12 protein-coding genes are annotated in these 17616 nt (G+C 72.3%); 6 read left to right on the top strand and 6 right to left on the bottom strand.

Features of this window, described 5'->3' with window-relative positions; genetic code table 11:
* Positions 1-411: 411 nt before the first annotated feature.
* From AB0F58_RS00275 to AB0F58_RS00255, 5 genes are all read right to left on the bottom strand, one after another.
* A complete protein-coding gene (locus tag AB0F58_RS00275) occupies positions 412-2799 on the bottom strand; it encodes an excinuclease ABC subunit UvrA (protein ID WP_357136777.1) in 2388 nt (795 codons plus the stop codon).
* A gap of 68 nt (positions 2800-2867) precedes the next feature.
* Positions 2868-3278, bottom strand: a complete 411-nt coding sequence (locus AB0F58_RS00270; protein WP_357135719.1) for a VOC family protein — start codon at positions 3276-3278, stop codon at positions 2868-2870.
* 5 nt (positions 3279-3283) lie between these two features.
* A complete protein-coding gene (locus AB0F58_RS00265; protein ID WP_357135715.1) occupies positions 3284-3733 on the bottom strand; it encodes a helix-turn-helix transcriptional regulator in 450 nt (149 codons plus the stop codon).
* 44 nt (positions 3734-3777) lie between these two features.
* Positions 3778-5931, bottom strand: coding sequence for an RNA polymerase recycling motor ATPase HelR (gene helR / locus AB0F58_RS00260; protein WP_357135713.1), 2154 nt, complete (start codon positions 5929-5931; stop codon positions 3778-3780).
* Between the two features lie 277 nt (positions 5932-6208).
* Positions 6209-7570, bottom strand: a complete 1362-nt coding sequence (locus AB0F58_RS00255) for a cellulase family glycosylhydrolase (protein WP_357135710.1) — start codon at positions 7568-7570, stop codon at positions 6209-6211.
* Between the two features lie 217 nt (positions 7571-7787).
* Here AB0F58_RS00255 and AB0F58_RS00250 point away from each other — a divergent pair, with 217 nt between their 5' ends.
* The 4 genes from AB0F58_RS00250 (at position 7788) to AB0F58_RS00235 (ending at position 15543) form a co-directional block, all read left to right on the top strand.
* Entirely contained in the window at positions 7788-8237 is a 450-nt protein-coding gene (locus AB0F58_RS00250) for a hypothetical protein (RefSeq protein ID WP_357135707.1), read from the top strand.
* Between the two features lie 510 nt (positions 8238-8747).
* A complete protein-coding gene (locus AB0F58_RS00245) occupies positions 8748-10688 on the top strand; it encodes a hypothetical protein (RefSeq protein ID WP_357135704.1) in 1941 nt (646 codons plus the stop codon).
* A complete protein-coding gene (locus AB0F58_RS00240) occupies positions 10685-14044 on the top strand; it encodes an MFS transporter (protein WP_357135701.1) in 3360 nt (1119 codons plus the stop codon). The genes AB0F58_RS00245 and AB0F58_RS00240 overlap by 4 nt, the downstream gene beginning before the upstream one ends.
* A 38-nt stretch (positions 14045-14082) precedes the next feature.
* Positions 14083-15543 (top strand): FAD-binding oxidoreductase, encoded by a 1461-nt coding sequence (locus AB0F58_RS00235; RefSeq protein WP_357135698.1) that lies wholly within the window; start codon positions 14083-14085, stop codon positions 15541-15543.
* Between the two features lie 208 nt (positions 15544-15751).
* Here AB0F58_RS00235 and AB0F58_RS00230 read toward each other — a convergent pair whose 3' ends face one another.
* On the bottom strand, positions 15752-16327 hold the full coding sequence (locus AB0F58_RS00230) for a GNAT family N-acetyltransferase (protein WP_357135696.1): 576 nt from the start codon (positions 16325-16327) through the stop codon (positions 15752-15754).
* 140 nt (positions 16328-16467) lie between these two features.
* Between AB0F58_RS00230 and AB0F58_RS00225 the strand changes: the two genes are divergently transcribed.
* Together AB0F58_RS00225 and AB0F58_RS00220 are read left to right on the top strand one after the other, a co-directional pair.
* Positions 16468-17022 carry a sigma-70 family RNA polymerase sigma factor gene (locus AB0F58_RS00225; protein ID WP_357135693.1) on the top strand — a complete coding sequence of 185 codons (555 nt, stop codon included), beginning with the start codon at positions 16468-16470 and terminating at the stop codon, positions 17020-17022.
* Positions 17004-17555 carry a hypothetical protein gene (locus tag AB0F58_RS00220; RefSeq protein ID WP_357135691.1) on the top strand — a complete coding sequence of 184 codons (552 nt, stop codon included), beginning with the start codon at positions 17004-17006 and terminating at the stop codon, positions 17553-17555. Before AB0F58_RS00225 ends, AB0F58_RS00220 begins: the two co-directional genes overlap by 19 nt.
* The last annotated feature ends 61 nt before the right edge of the window (positions 17556-17616 follow it).

The raw sequence follows: 17616 nt of genomic DNA, 5'->3' as shown, positions 1-17616 counted from the left end.
GCCGCAGACCCGGTGACAAGGCTCCGGGCAGGGCGGGTCGACCGACAGGGAAGGACCGGCAGAGCCGTGGCGCGGGTTTTTCCCGCACGGTCGTCTCGGCGCCCGGGGTGAGGGGGCGCCAGCGGGGTGTCCCGGCCGGGCGACGGCAGGGCGGGACCGTCCGGGCGTCGACGGGAGGGGTCTCCGTCGACCGGGTCCGGCGGGGGCGCTCAGCGGGACGACGGGGGCGGTTCGGGGCGGGTGCCGGGCCCAGCGGCATCCGGCGGGGGACGGCGGAGCCGCCGTCGACGCACGTCGACGGCGGCTCCCGGTGCTCCTGCCGCGTCAGGTCGCGGCGCGGCCCGTGTCGGGGCGGGTGCCGGCCGCCGCGCTGCCGCTGCGCCCGGCGACCGTGCCGCGGGGCGGGTTCGCTCAGCTGCCCACGTACGCCGCGAGGTGTTCGCCGGTGAGGGTGGAGCGGGCCGCGACGAGGTCGGCGGGGGTGCCCTCGAAGACGATGCGACCGCCGTCGTGGCCGGCGCCGGGACCGAGGTCGACGATCCAGTCGGCGTGCGCCATGACCGCCTGGTGGTGCTCGATGACGATGACCGACTTGCCGGCGTCGACGAGCCGGTCGAGCAGGCCGAGCAGCTGCTCGACGTCGGCGAGGTGCAGGCCGGTGGTCGGCTCGTCGAGGACGTAGACCCCGCCCTTCTCGGCCAGGTGGGTGGCGAGCCTGAGCCGCTGCCGTTCGCCGCCGGAGAGCGTGGTGAGCGGCTGGCCGAGGCTGAGGTAACCGAGCCCGACGTCGGCGAGCCGGTCGAGGATGGCGTGCGCGGCCGGCGTGCGGGCCTCGCCGGTGCCGAAGAACTCCGCTGCCTCGACCACCGACATCGCGAGCACCTCGCTGATGTCCCGACCGCCGAGCCGGTACTCCAGCACCGACGCCTGGAACCGCTTTCCCGCGCAGTCCTCACAGGTGGTGGCGACGGCGGCCATGGTCGCCAGGTCGGTGTAGATCACGCCGGCGCCGTTGCAGGTGGGGCAGGCGCCCTCGGAGTTGGCGCTGAACAACGCCGGCTTCACGCCGTTGGCCTTCGCGAACGCCTTCCGGATCGGGTCGAGCAGGCCGGTGTACGTCGCCGGGTTGCTCCGTCGCGAACCCCGGATCGCGCCCTGGTCGATGGAGACGACCCCGTCCCGCCCAGCCACCGAGCCGTGGATCAGCGAACTCTTGCCGGAGCCGGCGACGCCGGTGACGACGACCAGCAGGCCGAGCGGGAGGTCGACGTCGACGTCGCGCAGGTTGTGGGTGTTGGCGCCGCGGATCTCCAGCGTGCCGGTGGGCGTGCGTACCTTCTCCTTGAGGGTGGCCCGGTCGTCGAGATGGCGGCCGGTGCGGGTGCCGCTGGCCCGCAGTCCCTCGACGGTGCCCTCGAAGCAGACGGTGCCGCCCGCCGTGCCGGCGCCGGGACCGAGGTCGACGACGTGGTCGGCGATCACGATCGTCTCCGGCTTGTGCTCCACGACGAGCACCGTGTTGCCCTTGTCGCGCAGCCGCAGCAGCAGGTCGTTCATCCGCTGGATGTCGTGCGGGTGCAGGCCGACGGTGGGCTCGTCGAAGACGTAGGTGACGTCGGTGAGCGAGGAACCGAGGTGGCGGATCATCTTGGTGCGCTGCGCCTCGCCGCCGGACAGGGTGCCCGACGGCCGGTCGAGCGAGAGGTAGCCCAGCCCGATCTCGACGAACGAGTCGAGGGTGTGCGTCAGCTTCGCGAGCAGCGGCGCCACCGACGGCTCGTCGAGGCCGTGGACCCAGTCGGCCAGGTCGCTGATCTGCATGGCGCAGGCGTCGGCGATGCTGACGCCGGCGATCCGCGAGGACCGGGCCGGCTCGCTGAGACGGGTGCCGTCGCACTCCGGACAGGTGGTGAAGGTGACGGCCCGGTCGACGAACGCGCGGATGTGCGGCTGCATCGCCTCCCGGTCCTTGGCCAGGAACGACTTCTGGATCCTCGGGATCAGCCCCTCGTACGTCAGGTTGACGTTGTCGACCTTGATCTTGGTCGGTTCCTTGTACAGGAGGTCGTGGAGTTCCTTCTTCGTGAACGTCCGGATCGGCTTGTCCGGGTCGAAGAAGCCGCAGCCGCTGAAGATGCGGCCGTACCAGCCGTCGACGCTGTAGCCGGGGATCGTGAGCGCACCCTCGTTGAGCGACTTGCTGTCGTCGTAGAGCGCGGACAGGTCGACGTCGGTGACCGAGCCCATGCCCTCGCAGCGCGGGCACATGCCGCCCAGCCGGGTGAAGGTCGCCTTCTCGGTCTTCGTCCGGCCCGCGCCGCGCTCGACGGTGATCGCACCGCTGGCCCGCACCGAGGGGACGTTGAACGAGTACGCGTTGGGCGGCCCGATCTGCGGCTGCCCGAGCCGGCTGAAGAGGATCCGCAGCATCGCGTTGGCGTCGGTGGCGGTGCCGACCGTGGAGCGGACGTTGGCGCCCATCCGCTCCTGGTCGACGATGATCGCCGTGGTCAGCCCCTCCAGCAGGTCGACGTCCGGGCGGGCCAGCGTCGGCATGAAGCCCTGGAGGAAGGCGCTGTAGGTCTCGTTGATCAACCGCTGCGACTCCGCGGCGATGGTGCCGAACACCAGCGAGCTCTTGCCGGAGCCGGAGACCCCGGTGAACACCGTCAGCCGGCGCTTCGGGAGTTCGATGCTGACGTCCTTGAGGTTGTTCTCACGCGCCCCCCGAACGCGGATCAGGTCGTGGCTGTCGGCGGAGTGCGGCGCAGGCGACTGCGGATCCGTCCTCGGGGCCATGCTCATGGTGTCTCCATCGGGTTGCGCGGGGGCCGCCTGAGCGGCCCCCGTCGGTGTCGCCGGACGGCTCAGCGCAGTTCCTGGATGCGGACCATGTTGCCCGCCGGGTCACGGAAGGCGCAGTCGCGCACGCCGTACGGCTGCGCGGTCGGCTCCTGGACGACCTCGGCGTCGCCGGCCTGCAACCGGGCGAAGACACCGTCGAGGTCGGAGGTGGCCAGCAGGATCATGGCGTAGGTGCCCTTGGCCATCATCTCGGCGATGGTACGGCGCTCGTCGTCGGTGATGCCGGGGTCGGCGGTCGGCGGGTGCAGGACGACGGAGGTGCCGGGCTGGCCGACGGGGCCGACCGTGATCCAACGCATCCCGTCGTATCCGACGTCGTTGCGGACCTCGAAGCCGAGGGTGTCGCGGTAGAAGGCCAGGGAGGCCTCCGGGTCGTTGTGCGGGAGGAAGCTCGCGTTGATGGTGATGTCCATGGCAGTCACGCTAGGTGAGGACCGGGGGCCGGGGCTTCTCGATTCCTGATCGGTCTGGTCACCTGCTTCGCCACGCAGGACGGCAGCCCGGCCGTCGCGCGTGCCGCCCGGCGCCGGTAGACGCTGGGCGGCACGCCGACCAACTCGGTGAAGCGGGTGCTGAAGGTGCCCAGCGAGGAGCAGCCGACGGCGAAACAGACCTCGGTGACGCTGAGATCGCCCCGGCGCAGCAGCGCCATCGCCCGCTCGACCCGTCGGGTCATCAGATAGGCGTACGGTGACTCCCCGTAGGCGAGGCGGAACTCTCGGCTGAGGTGCCCGGCCGACATGTGCGCGCTGCGGGCGAGCGCCTCGACGTTCAGCGGCTGGGCGTACTCCCGGTCGATCCGGTCACGGACGCGGCGCAGCCGCGCGAGGTCGTGCAGCCGCTGCTCCGTGGCGGGTGTGCTGGTCACCTGCGAGATCGTGCCACACCGTCGGTCCGGTGGAGGGCAGGTCGTCAGGGTCGGGTGAGGATGACGAGTTGCCGGGTCGCCCGGGTCATCGCCACGTACCGGTCGACCGCCCCTTCGACGCCGTCGCCGAACGCCTCCGGGTCGACGAGGACGACGAGGTCGAACTCGAGCCCCTTCGACAGCTCCGGGGTCAGCGACCGGACGCGGGACGTCGCCCGGAAGGAGGGATCGCCGATGACACAGGCCGTGCCGTCGGCGTGCGCGGCGAGCCAGGCGTCGAGGACCGATCCCAGCGCCGAGGCCGGCCCGTGGACGACGGGGACGTCGCCGCTGCGGATGGAGGTCGGCACGTTGGCGTCCGGGAGCACCGCCCGGATGACCGGCTCGGCCTCCGCCATGACCTCGCTCGGGGTCCGGTAGTTGACGCTCAGGGCGGCCAGGTGGATCCGGTCCAGCCCGACCCGCTCCAGCCGTTCCCGCCACGACTCCGGGAACCCGTGCCGGGCCTGGGCGCGGTCCCCGACCACGGTGAAGCTCCGGGACGGGCAGCGCAGCAGCAGCATCTGCCACTCGGCGTCGGTCAGTTCCTGGGCCTCGTCCACCACGACGTGCGCGAACGGGCCGGCGAGCAGGTCCGGGTCGGTCGCCGGGTCCACGGTCGCGTCGACCAGGGCGTCCTGGAAGTCCTCGCCCCGGAGCATCGTCACCAGACCCACGCCGTACTCGTCGTCGGCGGCCTCGATCAGGTCGTCCACGACCCGGGTCATCTGCTCGCGCCGGGCGGCGACCGCGGTGTGGTGCCGCCGTCGCCGTCGGGACGCCTCCGGGTCGCCGAGGCGCTGCCGGGCGGCGTCCAGGAGCGGCAGGTCGGAGACGGTCCAGGCGTGCGGGTCCGCGCGCTGCAACACCCGCACCTCGTCCGGGCTGAGCCAGGGCGCGCACCTGCGCAGGTAGGCCGGGACCGACCAGAGGTCCCCGACGAGGTCGGCCGCGTCGAGCAGCGGCCACGCGCGGTGCACGGCCGTCCGCAGCTCCCGGTCCTGGGACAGCGACCGGCGGAGCAGGTCAGCCGGTTCCCCGCCGTCGTGCCTGTCGACCAGGATCCGGAGCAGCTCCGCCCAGATCTGGTCGGGCGCCTCGTTGTGCGGGGTGCCGGGTTCCACCGCCGCGAACGCCTCGGCCCAGTCGTCCGCGCCCAGCCGGACCTCGGACCAGGGGGTGGTGACCGTCATGTCCCTGGTCGGCGGCTCCTCGTAGAACCTGACCGCCGCCTCGATCGCCCGGACCAGGTCCGCCGACGACTTCAGCCGGGCCACCTCCGGGTCGGTCTCGATCACCGCCGTGCCGCCCTCGGCGACCAGCTCCCGCAGGGTGCAGGTCTGCACGCTCTCCTCGCCGAGGCTGGGCAGGACGTCGGCGACGTAGGACAGGTAGGGCTGGTGCGGACCGACGAAGAGCACGCCGCCCCGGCGGTTGCGCAGGCGGGGGTCCGAGTAGAGGAGGTACGCGCAGCGGTGCAGGGCGACGACGGTCTTGCCCGTACCCGGCCCGCCGTCGACGACGAGGGTGCCGGCCGATCCCGCGCGGATGATCGCGTCCTGGTCGGCCTGGATGGTGCCCAGCACGTCGCGCATCCGGCTCGACCGGTGGCCGCCCAGGCTGGCGACGAAGGCGGACTGGTCGTCGAGCGCGGCGTGTCCGTCGAGTCCGTCCGGAGTGAACACCTCGTCCCAGTAGTCGCTGATCCGGCCACGGGTCCAGCGGTACCGGCGGCGGCTGGCCAGCCCCATCGGGTTGGCGTGGGTCGCGCCGAAGAACGGCGCGGCGGCGGGGGAGCGCCAGTCGATCAGCAGCCGGCGGCCCGCGCCGTCGGTGAGGCCGAGTCGTCCGACGTACCCGGGCTCGGCGCCGTCCGCGCCGACCATGCGCCCGAGGCACAGGTCCAGACCGAAGCGCCGCAGGGCGCGCAGGCGGGCGGTCAGCCGGTGGATCTCCATGTCCCGGTCCAACGCCTGCTGGCCCGTGCCACCGGGTGCCCGGCGGGCGGCGTCGAGGCGGCCGGACAGGTCGGCGGTCACCTGTTTCAGGCTGGCCGCGACGGCCGCGAAGTGCCGTTCGTCGTCGGCGATCAGCATCGGGTCGGCCTTGCCGGCGAGCTGCTCGGAAAGCTCGAAAACACTGGCGGTCAGGGGGTTCACGGCATCAGCTCCGATGTTGTTCTGGCCCCGGACCGGCGATTCTGCGGTACGCCCCGGGTCTTGCCGCAAGCCCCCTGGCGTGTTATACGTTAGAAACGGAAAGGAGTGGCTGACCTCCTTTCCGTTCGTCGTTGCTGCTGCTGTTCGTCGTTCCCTGCCGGGTTTTCCCGGCCGCCGGGTCGCGTACGCCGGGCCCCACCACCTGCCGGGTCGGCGGGCGCGGGCCGGTACCGGGAACCGCCGACGTCGGCGGTTCCCGGTCCTCGTGCGGCTGGCGTCAGTTCGCCGTGCAGGACAGCGTGGGAGGCCGGCTGTTACTGCCGTTCCACGTGCCGACGAAGCCGAAGGTGGTGCTGACCCCGGGGGCGAGTGCACCGTTGTAGGCCATGCTCCGGGCGGCCACCGTGGCCCCGCTGCTGGTGACCGTCGCGTTCCAGGCCTGCGCGACGGTCTGCCCGTCGGCGAAGGTCCAGACCACCGTCCAGTCCCGGATCGCCGAGGTGCCGGCGGTCACTGTCACCTCACCCTGGAAACCACCCGGCCACTGCCCGACGACCGAGTAGGTGGCGGCGCACCGGTTCGGCGGCGGCAGGGTGGGCGGCGGGCTGGTCGGCGGCGGGGTGGTCGGCGGGACGGTGGTCGGCGGGGGCGTGGTGGGTGGGGTGCCGCCGAAGACGGTGGCCTCCCGGGCGGTGGCCCTGATCCCGTGGGCGCCGTTGAAGATGCGCTCGCCCCAGGTGGTGAGCTGGTCCGGGTCGAAGTTCGACGCCATGTCCAGGATCGGGTCCGTGTTGCCGCTCCAGGACCAGCCGAGGTAGCCCAGCCCCCGGGCGTCCGCCTCGGCCAGCAGGGTCTCGTGGTCGACCTCGCCGTCGCGGAACCGCCACCCGAACTCGCCGATGACCAGCGGCCAACCGTTGGCCTCGAACCGGTCGAGGTAGTCGACGATGCTGGCGGCGGTGTTGAACACCGCGTACATGTGGATCGACAGCACGGTGTTGCGCTGGGTGTCCGCGTCCAGGACCGTCCGGGCGTTGTCCCGCATCACGTACTGCCAGTCCTGGCCCCAGTTCGGGCCGTCGACCATGAGCAGGTGCGCGAAGCCGTTGGCCCGCATCTTCCGGATCGCGGCGACCGTGGCGGCGGTCCACTGGGCGGCGTCCACGTTGCCGATCGGCTCGTTGCCGATGTTGACGACGACGTAGTCCTCCTCGCCGACCAGCGCGTTCTTCTGGCTGATCCAGTAGTCGACCGCCTCGTCGAGCGAGGCGGCGGCGCCTTCCTCGCCGTAGCCGGTGGTGTCGTGCACCTCCAGCACGCAGATCAGCCGGTTCTCCTTGCAAAGGGCGACCACCTGCGCCACGTCGTTCGACGGGCCCCAGCGCTTGCCGGTGCCGAGCACCACCCGGACGGTGTTGGCGCCGAGCGCCTTGACGTCGGCGAAGGAGTCGGTGCGGCCGGTGAACCAGACGTGCGGGTGGTTCACCCCGCGCATGACGAACGGCTGACCGTTCGCCTCGACGATCGTGCCGTCGGAGACGTGCAGGCCGACAGCGGCGTGGGCGGGGGGAACGAACATCAGGACGGAGCTGACCAGCGTCAGCAACGCCGCACCGAGAAGGGTGAGTCGTCTCTTCATGACCTACCTCAGAGGGGGAAGGCCCGAGACCGGGCGACAGCCGGGGTCACAGGCGTGCGGGCCCGACGACCCGTTGCCCAGACGGTCGTCGGTCGGCCCGGAGTGTGTGGACGTCACAGGACGGCCCGGCTCGTGCAGAACGCTACGCAAGGCTGGTCGACCACGCAACGCGCCCGCGCGCCACCCCCGCCCGGATCGGTGTCGTACGGTGTCCCGTATGGACGGGCAGGAGGCCGGGACCGTGCCGTCGGGTCGACCGGGACGTCGCACCCTGGTGTTCCAGTGCGTCACGGTGGTGCTGGTCCTGCTCGGCGCGGGGTACCCGCTGCTGGCCGCCGCGGCCGGGACCGGCGACTGGGCCGGGCTGGCCGACCCCGGCCTCGCACGCTACGGGGACCCGAAGGAGTGGCACCCGCCGCTCGGGGTCGAGTCGCCCTGGAACCCGATCCTGTGGATCTTCGTGGTCGCCCGGGTGCTCGTCGTGGCCCACGGGACCACCCTGCTGGGGCTCGTCGGCGTGGTGGTCGGGGTGGCCCGGCTCGCCGGTCGGGGAGTGGGGCGGGGCCGGTCCGCGGCCCTCCTGGTCGGCACCCTGCTCTGCGCGGCGGTCACCGTGGTCATGCTGACCCCGTACGGCGCCCATCTGCGCACCTGGCTGCTGGACTAGCCCCGGGCGGGCTGTCCCTCCTGGTGCACCGGGGCCGACCTGCCCGCCGGGCCATTCGGTACTTCCGTCGGGTCGCGCCGTGAGCCGGAGCTGTTCCCGACGCAATGCAACGGCGGGCGCGGGAGGTGTCGTAATGACGCATAGGAATTGAGTGATAGCTGATAGTAGGGTGTGGACCGATCTGAATGTCCGTGTTAAAGTCGGCCCCCGCAAGTGCCTTCGATCTGGTGGGGCGGGGGATGCGGTCGAGCTGGTGATGTAGGGGCGGCTGTCGCCGCACACATAGTTCAATGCTGATTCGAGACTGTAGGCCGGTATGGTGAACTGCGGCCAGTCGAACAATCCTCAACCCTCTTGACCTGCGGATATCCTCCATCATTCCGCGCTTCTACGCCGTCTTCACCGTTATTGGTGCGCCACTGGGCTGCGTGCAGGGGTTATTCCTCTCAGCGTCCCGCCCGTCGTGAGTTCGACACCTCCGAGATTCGGGTTTCAAGGACAGAGGAAGCCATGGACACCTCTCTTGTCGGGAGACTGCTCGATCGGGGCCGGAAGGGCGCGTCGACCGCGCTCGGCCCTGAGAAGGAATCGGGGAAGCGGCCCGAGGAAGATACACACGCGGAATTTACCGAGATCAAGGACCCCGACTTCGTGGCGCTGGGTCTCGGTGCGACGGGCATGATGGCGATGCTGTGGACGGTGGCCTCCGGGCGGCGCGCCGTCGGCGTCGAGATGCGGGGCGACCCGTCGCTCGGCGTGCACTGGAACATCCGCGAGGACTTCTACCACCACCTCGGCCTGATCGACCGGATGATGGTCGAGAGCTGGGGCGAGGAGCGGGTGCCCCGCTACCCGGACGGCCGGCCGATCGCGCTGCGCGACATCTTCTACAGCAACGACACCGAGCCGGGTGACGTCTACGCGGACGAGGTCATCGCCGGCTTCGAGCACTCCCACATCTCCGGGCTGATCTACCACACCGAGTTCATCGACGACCGGTGGGTGGACGGCGAGCCGAACCGCGTCCTGACCATCCTCGAGCCGCAGAAGCCGCCCACCGAGAACGACCCCTCGAAGATCGGGCGACCGGTCATCGACGTGCTCAACGGCCCGTCGGTGTTCCAGGCCGGCGCCTCGGAGGTGCTGATCCTGCTGCGGCGGTACCTCGAACTCGTCGAGGAGATGGACCTGGCCGCCGGCCTGGAACCCCGGGTACGGCTCTACCTCTCTCACCGCGTGGTGGTCGGCGACGAGGGGGACGGCGACGGCTTCCTGCGCTGGCTGCGCCAGAAGGACGGCTTCGTCTCCCGGCGCGACGGCCGCCGGCAGCTCCTGATCGAGGAGATCCAGGAACTGGACTACCGGGGCAGGTTCCGGCGGGTCCGCAAGCCCGGCACCGGTGTCATCGACCTCGGCGTGCCCGAGGTGTTCATGATCGCGCAGGGCTTCGACAGCAGCGACGCCGACCGGCTCGGCTTCCGGCAGGAGGAGATCGAGGTCGACCACCACGACGGGCGCGGCCCCACCGTGGCCCAGGCGGACTACCTCGCCGGCTTCATCGAGCTCTACGTCGGTCCCCGGCTGCGCCGCCGGATCGCCTCCGAGTTCGACAGCGAGGGCAACGAGTACTGGGTCCGGCAGATCGCGGTGGGTCACGAGGACGACCCCGAGGTGGGCTGGATCCTGGTCCAGGTGCCGGACTTCGAGACCTTCGACCCGGTCGCGGCAGGACTGGTGCCCCCCGGCACGGCCCGGCAGTCCACCGAGTACGTCGGCGCCCACCAGCGGCTGATCCGGGACTACTACCTCGAGCAGGTCTCCCTGATCCTCGAGATGCCCCGGGCGGACCTGGAGAAGGTCCAGCTGCCGTACGGGCCGAAGCTGTTCAGCCTGGTCGAGAAGGCCGGCGCGGACGCGCTGGTGGCCGCCAACGGCGTGGTGGCCGGCGACTCCTTCGGCAACGGCCACTTCCTGACCAGCGGCGGCGCGATCACCGGCATGGTCGGGCACGCCTGCCGGATGCTCACCTACTGGCAGGACCGGGACCGGGGCGTGCCGGTGTCCACCGCGCTCCGGACCCTGGCCGACTCGATCAGGACGGACACCTTCGACTGGTTGCAGGTCAGCGCCCAGGAGTTCAGCCAGGCCGTGCCGATCAACTTCGGTGACGAGCGGGTACGCGAGATCCAGAAGCGCACCTCCCGCGAGGCCAGCGAACGGGCGACCACCGTGGAGGCCGTCCGCCGTCGCCGGCACTCCCTGGTGCCGCTGGACACCTCCGACTGGCGTCGGCTCACCGTCCGCAGCGGCCGGCTGCACGCCGCCGAACTGCCGCCGCTGTCCGAGATCCATCCGGCGATCCGCGAGCGGGCGGGCCGTCCCCCGGCGGATGCCCCCGCCGGTGCGGCGACGTCGGCGCGGGAGCCGGTGGCGCACGGGGCCGCCTCGTGACGACGGTCGCCGCGCAGCCCAGCGGCGACTCGCACGGCACCCGGGGCGAGACGGTGGTGCCGCTGCGGCTGCGACCGCAGCGGCTGCGCACCCTCCGGCAGCGGCAGTTCGCCCTGCTGGTGGTCTGTGCCGGCGCCCTGGTCGCCGCCGTCGACGGCACCGCCGTGTACGTGGCGCTGCCCGACATCCAGAAGGACCTCGGCTTCGCACCGACCACGCTGGCCTGGGTGGTCAACGGGTACCTGATCCCCTTCGGCGGCCTGCTGCTCCTGGCCGGCAAACTCGGTGACACCATCGGCGCCAAGCGGGTGTTCGTCGGTGGGCTGGCGTTGTTCACGGCCGCCTCGGCGGTCTGCGGTCTGGCCGGGCACCCGGCGGTGCTGGTCGCCGCGCGCTTCGTCCAGGGAGCCGGGGGCGCGCTGACCACCGCGGTCGTGCTCGGCATGATCGTCACCATGTTCCCGAAGCGCCGGGAACAGAGTCGTGCCCTCGGCCTGTACGCCTTCGTCGCGTCGTCCGGTGCCGCGCTCGGTCTGCTCGCCGGGGCAGCCCTGACCCAGTGGCTGAGCTGGCAGTGGATCTTCTTCGTGAACCTGCCGGTCGGCGCGGCGACCATCGCGGCGGCCCTGTTCCTGCTCGACAACGTCCGGGAGGAGCGGGACCGCGAGGGCCTCGACTGGTTCGGTGCGGTGACCATGGTCGCGGCGGTGATGCTGACCGTCTACACGATCGCGCAGAGCGCCGCGCACGGCTGGGGCAGCCGCCGTACCCTCCTGCTCGGCGGCGGTGCGGTGCTGCTGCTCGCGCTCTTCGTCGGCTGGCAGACCCGGGCCCGTCACCCGCTGGTGCCGATGAGCCTGCTGCGTCGGGGCAACGTCGGCCGGTCCAACGTGGTGCTGGCCCTGATGGTGGCCGGGCCGGCGGCGATGTTCTTCCTCACCTCGCTCTACCTGCGCGACGTGCTCGGCTTCACCGTCGTACAGGCGGGCCTCGGTTTCCTGCCGGCCACCGTCGCGGTGGGCGTGGGCTCGTTGAAGGTCGCCCCCCGGCTGTTGCGCCGCTGGGAGGCCCGGACCGTCCTGGCGCCGGCGATCCTGCTCCTCGCGCTGGGCCTGCTGCTGCTCGCCCGGATCCCCGCGGACGGCCACTATCTCGTCGACGTGCTGCCGGCCGTGCTGCTGATGGGGGTCGGGTCCGGCCTGGCCACGCCGCCGGTGCTGCAACTCGCGTTGGCCGGGGCCACCACCCGGGACAGCGGCGTCCGGTCCGGCCTGGTCAACACCACCCAGCAGATCGGCTCGGCGATCGGGCTGGCGGTGCTGGCCCCGGTGGCCGCCACCGCTACCGCCGACGCGCTGCGCGCCGGTGCGTCGACCGCCGACGCGCTCACCGGCGGGTACCGCACCGCCTTCGCAGTCGGCCTGGCGATGACCGTGGCGGCGCTGCTGCTCGCCCTGGTACTGCTGCGCTCGGAAACCGCGGTCACCGCGCCGGCGGCCCGCCACGACGCCGAGACCCGCCGGCCCGTCGTGGCGGACCGGAACCCCACCGGCGCCGAGGACGCCGACTTCCTCGCGATCGGCCTGGGCGGCACCAACATGATGGCGATGCTCTGGTCGATCGCGGCGGGCCGCCGCGCGGTCGGCGTGGAGCTGCGCGGCGACCCCTTCGTCAACCTGATGCACTGGCAGATCAGCCGCGACCTCTACCACCATCTCGTCCTCCTGGACCGGCTGATGGTGCAGCGCTACGGCGAGGAGCGGATCCCGCGGCGGGGCGACGGCCGCCTGCTGCGGCTGCACGAGTGCTTCTACCTGCCCGGTGCCGAGGGCGGTAGCGGCGGACGGAGCGACGAGATCATCTCCGGGTGGCACTCGGACGCGTACATCGCCGGGGCCGCCGAGTCGATCCAGGTGGTCGACGACCGGTGGGTGGACGGTCGGCCGCACCGCGCCGTCACCGTCCCCACCCTGCCCGAGGTGTCGCCGGAGTACGACCCGACGCTGGTCGGGCGGGGCATGGACGAGGTGCTCACCGAACCGCAGGCCGTCCTGCTCGCCGCCGAGGAACTGCTCATCCTGCTCCGCCGCTACCTGGAGGAGCTGGAGCGGATGGACCTCGCCGCCGGCGTCGACCCCCGGTGCCGGATCTTCCTCTATCACCAGGTGGCGCAGCCGGTCGCCGGCCGGTGGTGGGACCGGTGGCGCTCGCCCGCGGCGTCCCGGCCCGACCGCGCGCCCGGGTTCGAGCGCGGCCCGGACGGGCGGGTGCGGGTGCGGATCGAGGGGGTCCGCGAGGTCGACCACAAGGGCCGGATCCAGCGGGTCCGGGACGACGACCTGGACCTGCTCGACCTGGGCACCCCGGAACTGGTCATGATCGCCGAGGGGGTCACCGGCGTCGACGCCGCCCGGCTCGGCTTCCGCCAGGAGATCGTCCGGATCGACCACGGGGACGGCCGGGGCCCGGTCGTCGCCCAGGCCGACTACATCTTCGGCCTGCTCGGGGTGTACGTGCACAACAACGGCCGGCGGCGGATCGGCTCGATGTTCGACGAGGCGGGCAACGAGTACTGGGTGCGGCAGGCGGTGGTCGGCCACGAGGACTACGCGGAGAGCGCCTGGACCGTGGTCCAGGTGCCGGACTTCGAGCGCTTCGACCCGGTGCGGCAGGGAATGGTGCGGCCGGGCACCAGCCGGCGGTCCGCCGCGTACTTCGGCAGCTACAAGAAGCTGGTCCGGGAGTTCTACCTGGAACAGGCGGCCCTGCTGACCGGTCTGCCGACGTCGGTACTGGGTCGGACCCAGTCGCTGTCCAGCCCCCGGCTGGTCACCGTGGTCGCCCGGATCGGCGTGGACGCGCAGGTGGCGCCCAACGTGGTGGTCGCCGGTGACTCGTTCGGCACCGGCAGCTTCCTGAGCACCAGCGGCGCGATGCACGGCATCGTCGGCCACGCCTGCCGGGTACGCGACTACTGGCAGGAACGCCAGGACGGTGCCACCGCGGCGGTGGCCGTCCGCCGGCTGGCCGACCGGATCAGCGAGGACACCGCGACGTACCTGCGGATCTGCCGGGACGACTTCGCGCAGCCCTCGCACCGCCCGGCGAGCGCGCGGGGCGGTGCCGCCCCGGACACGTCGCGCGAGCGGAGCCTCGAATCGGCGCGGCAGCACCGACGCGCCATCGCCCGGTTCGACCCCCGGGACGACTGGAGCCGACTCCAGGTCTTCCCCGGTCGGCTGCACATGCCGGGTCTACCCGCCGTGGCCGACCTGCCGCCGGAGGTCCCGGCGGTACCGGCCGTCCCGCCCGGCGACGCGCCCCGGCGGGAGTCGGCGATGGCGAACCAGAGTTGACGTCCGGGCCCACGCAGCTTGAGGGACAGGGGAACCATATGACATCGAGTGGTCACTACGACGTGGTGGTAGTCGGGAACGGGGTCGTGGGCTCGTCCATCGCCTTCGAGCTGTCGCGTCGGGGGGCGCGCGTGGCCCGTATCGGCGAGCCGAACCGGAAGTACGCGGCCTCGACCGCGTCCGGCGCCATGCTGGGCTGCTTCGGTGAGGTGACCACCTCACTGCTGGCCACCGCACACGGCCGCGCCAAGCTGGCCGTCGACTACGAGGCCCGGGGCATGTGGGCGGGGTGGGCCGACAGCCTGGCCGACGCCGCCGCCGACGAGCGGGCGCTGGTGACCTCGCGGGGCACCCTGGTGATGCTCAACAGCACCGGCTCCAAGGCGGTCGACACCGGCAACTTCCAGGCCATCGAGTCCGCCCTGCGCTCCTACGAGGAGCCCTACGAGCGGGTGGACCCGCAGGACGACGCCTGGCTCGCCCCCAACGACCTGCACCGGTCGCTGATGGGGCTCTACATCCCCGCCGAGCGGTCGGTCGACTCGGCGCTGCTGCTGGCCAAACTCGACGCGGCGCTGCGTCACACGGCGGGGACGATCGTCGACGGGCGGGCCCGCACGCTGGTCACCCAGGGGGACCGGGTCACCGGCGTCGCCCTCGAGGACGGGACGGTGGTCGGCGCCGACACCGTGATCGTCGCCGCCGGCGCCACCTCCCTCGACCTGCTCGGGGCCTTCGAGGACATCGCCCGGCGCGTCCCGCCCATGGTCAGCGGGTACGGCGTCTCGGTGATCGTCGAAACCGGCGACGGCCGGGTGCCCGACTCGGTGCTCCGGACGCCGAACCGGTCCTTCGCCTGTGGCCTGCACTGCGTGCCCCGGGCCGACGGCAGCCTCTACGTCGGCGCCACGAACATCATCTCGCACGACCCCCGGCAGTACGCGCTGCTCAGCGACCTGAAGTTCCTGCTCGAATGCGCGATGGACCAGTTGCACACCGGGCTGGACGACGCCTCCCTGCAGAAGCTCCAGGTGGGTAACCGGCCGATCCCCGCCGACGGCTTCCCGCTCTTCGGGCGGCTCGACGGGACGGCCAACGTCTGGCTGGCGACCGGCACCTACCGCGACGGCCTGCACCAGTCGCCGCTGCTCGCGCAGCAGATGGCCGACATGCTCGGTGGCGGCGAGGCGCACCCGGCCCTGCGCGACTTCGTGCCGGTCCGCCCACCACTGCCGACCGGCACCCGTGACGAGATCATCGAGACCGCGGTGGACCACATGTTGGGCACCGGGTGGGAGTCGAAGTGGACCGTCAGCGGGGAGTGGCCCAAGATCCTCTCGTCGAACCTGCGTGCCACGTACCGCAGCATCGCCGAGAGCGTGCACCCGACCTTCACGCCGCCGTCCGAGCTGCTGGTCGAGATGGACGACGTGTTGGACGAGGACCTGCACGACCCGCTGCGGCAGGCGCTGACGTCCTACTACAAGGAGTGGGAGTGAACCGGTGGCCTGATCGTCCCTGACGTCCCGGCCACCCGCTCCGGTCGACACCGGGCCCTGCCGCAGCGGGATCACCTCCCGTGGCCGGGCCCGATGGTCGACGTCCGGGGCCCGCGACCCGGCGGGCCCCACCTCGACTGCCGGTCCGACCGGGCACGCCGAGGGGCAGGTCGTGGACCGGGGCGGCGCTGCCGGGGCGGTCACGCCGTCAGTGGGCGGTCAGGACCCGCAGCAGCTCCGAGGACAGCCGCCGGTCACTGTAGAGCAGTCGAACGGCGGAGGGGTCGGGGTTGCCCGCGTCCGGGCCCCGCCACACCAGGTCGAGCCCGACGCGTTCCACGGCCCGCCGGGAGCGGTCGTTGCTCTCCACCAGGTAGGCGGTCAGCGGCAGATCCGGGCGCAGGCGGCGCGCCTCGGTGGACGCCGCCGCGCTGATCTCCTGCGCGTAGCCCCGACCCCAGAACCGGGGGAGAAGCCGGAAGCCGAGGTTCCACGCGACGCCGTAGCGGACGAAGCAGCCACCGATACCGACGAGGGCGTCCGCGTCCCGCCCCGGCCGCCAGGCGGTCCAGATGCCGAGGCCGTCCCGGTGCCACGCCGCGCGCCAGTTCTCGATCATCTGAGCGGTCTGCCCGGTACGGTGGTGGCGGGTCTGCGGGTCGGGCCCCCACACCTGTGGGTCGGCGTAGAGCGCGAACAGCGCCGGCACGTCCGCCAGGGTCGGCGTGCGCAGGATCAGGCGGCCGGTGGTGATGTCGTCCGTACCCCCCTCGACGTCAGACACCGGGCCATCGTGACCCCGATCGGGCGCCCCGGCCAAGCCATTTCCCACCGGGGGGCAGCCGTGGACGTCCGGGGCGCGTAACGCGGCGGGGCCCCGGGACGAAGTACAGGTGTCACGCCCGCCGCACCGAGGAGCCGCCGATGGGTCGCCCGCCCCCGCTGACCGATCCCGAGGTCTTCACCGCCTTCTACCGCGCGCACGTCGACGCGGTGCTGCACTTCGTCACGCGCCGGGTCGACGACCCGCACCTCGCGGCCGACATCACCGCCGAGGTGTTCTTCGCGGTCATCGCCTCGGCCGCGACGTACGAGCCGGCCCGGGGCAAGCCGGTGGCCTGGCTCTACGGCATCGCCCGAAACCACATCGTCGACGACGCCCGGCGGCGGGCCCGGGAGACGGCCGGGCGTCGACGGGTGGCCGGTCGTCGGCTGCTCGACGACGACGACATCGGCCGGCTCGAGGAACGCATCGACGCCAACCGGGCGGCCCGCGACCTGCACCGGCGACTGCAACGGTTGCCGGAGTCCGAGCGGGCCGTCCTCGAACTGGTCGCCGTGGACGGTCTCACCGTCACCGAGGCCGCCGCCGCCCTGCGGATCCGCCCCGGCGCGGCACGGGCCAGGTTGTTCCGTGCCCGCCGCGCCCTCGCCGACACCCCCGCGCCCGTGGAGGAACCATGCCTGAGGATGCCATGACGAACACCTTCGAAGAGCGCCTGCTCGCGCAGCTCAGGACCGAACTGCCGGCCAGCGCGGGGGCCGGTAGGAAGCCGTGGCTGGTGGCGGCCGCGCTGGTGGCGGTGAGCGGCACGGCGGTCGCCGGGCTGACGATGGTCCCACCCGCCTACGCCATCGAGGTCGCCGTCGACGGCAGCGTGACGGTCACCATGAACAGCATGGACGCGGACGACGTGGCGGAGGCCGAGGCCGACCTGAAGAGCCGGGGCGTGCGCATCGAACTGGTCGCCACCACCCACGACTGCCTCGGCGTGCTCGACGCGCCGTCGGTGGTCCCGTCGCACCCGCCGCTGACCGGTCCGCCGTCGCGGGAGCAACACCCCGAGCTGTACGCGTTCGACGCCCTCGGCGACGGTGTCTTCGTCGTCCGCCCCGATGTCATCCCCGCCGGCGAGGTGCTCTGGGTCGCCCTGGCCGACGACGGCGACACCCTGGCCACGGTCGCCGACTTCGTTCCCGCGGGCGCCCCCGAACCCGACTTCTGCGCCTGAGCCACCCGGGCTCCCGGTCGGCGGCGCGCGAATCGCCGACCGGGAGCCCGGTGTGCCCCCT

The sequence above is a fragment of the Micromonospora sp. NPDC023956 genome, from assembly GCF_040639195.1.
Lineage (GTDB): Bacteria > Actinomycetota > Actinomycetes > Mycobacteriales > Micromonosporaceae > Micromonospora.
The sequence above is the reverse complement of the archived record's forward strand: the minus strand, read 5'-3'. Positions and strand labels throughout refer to the sequence as shown.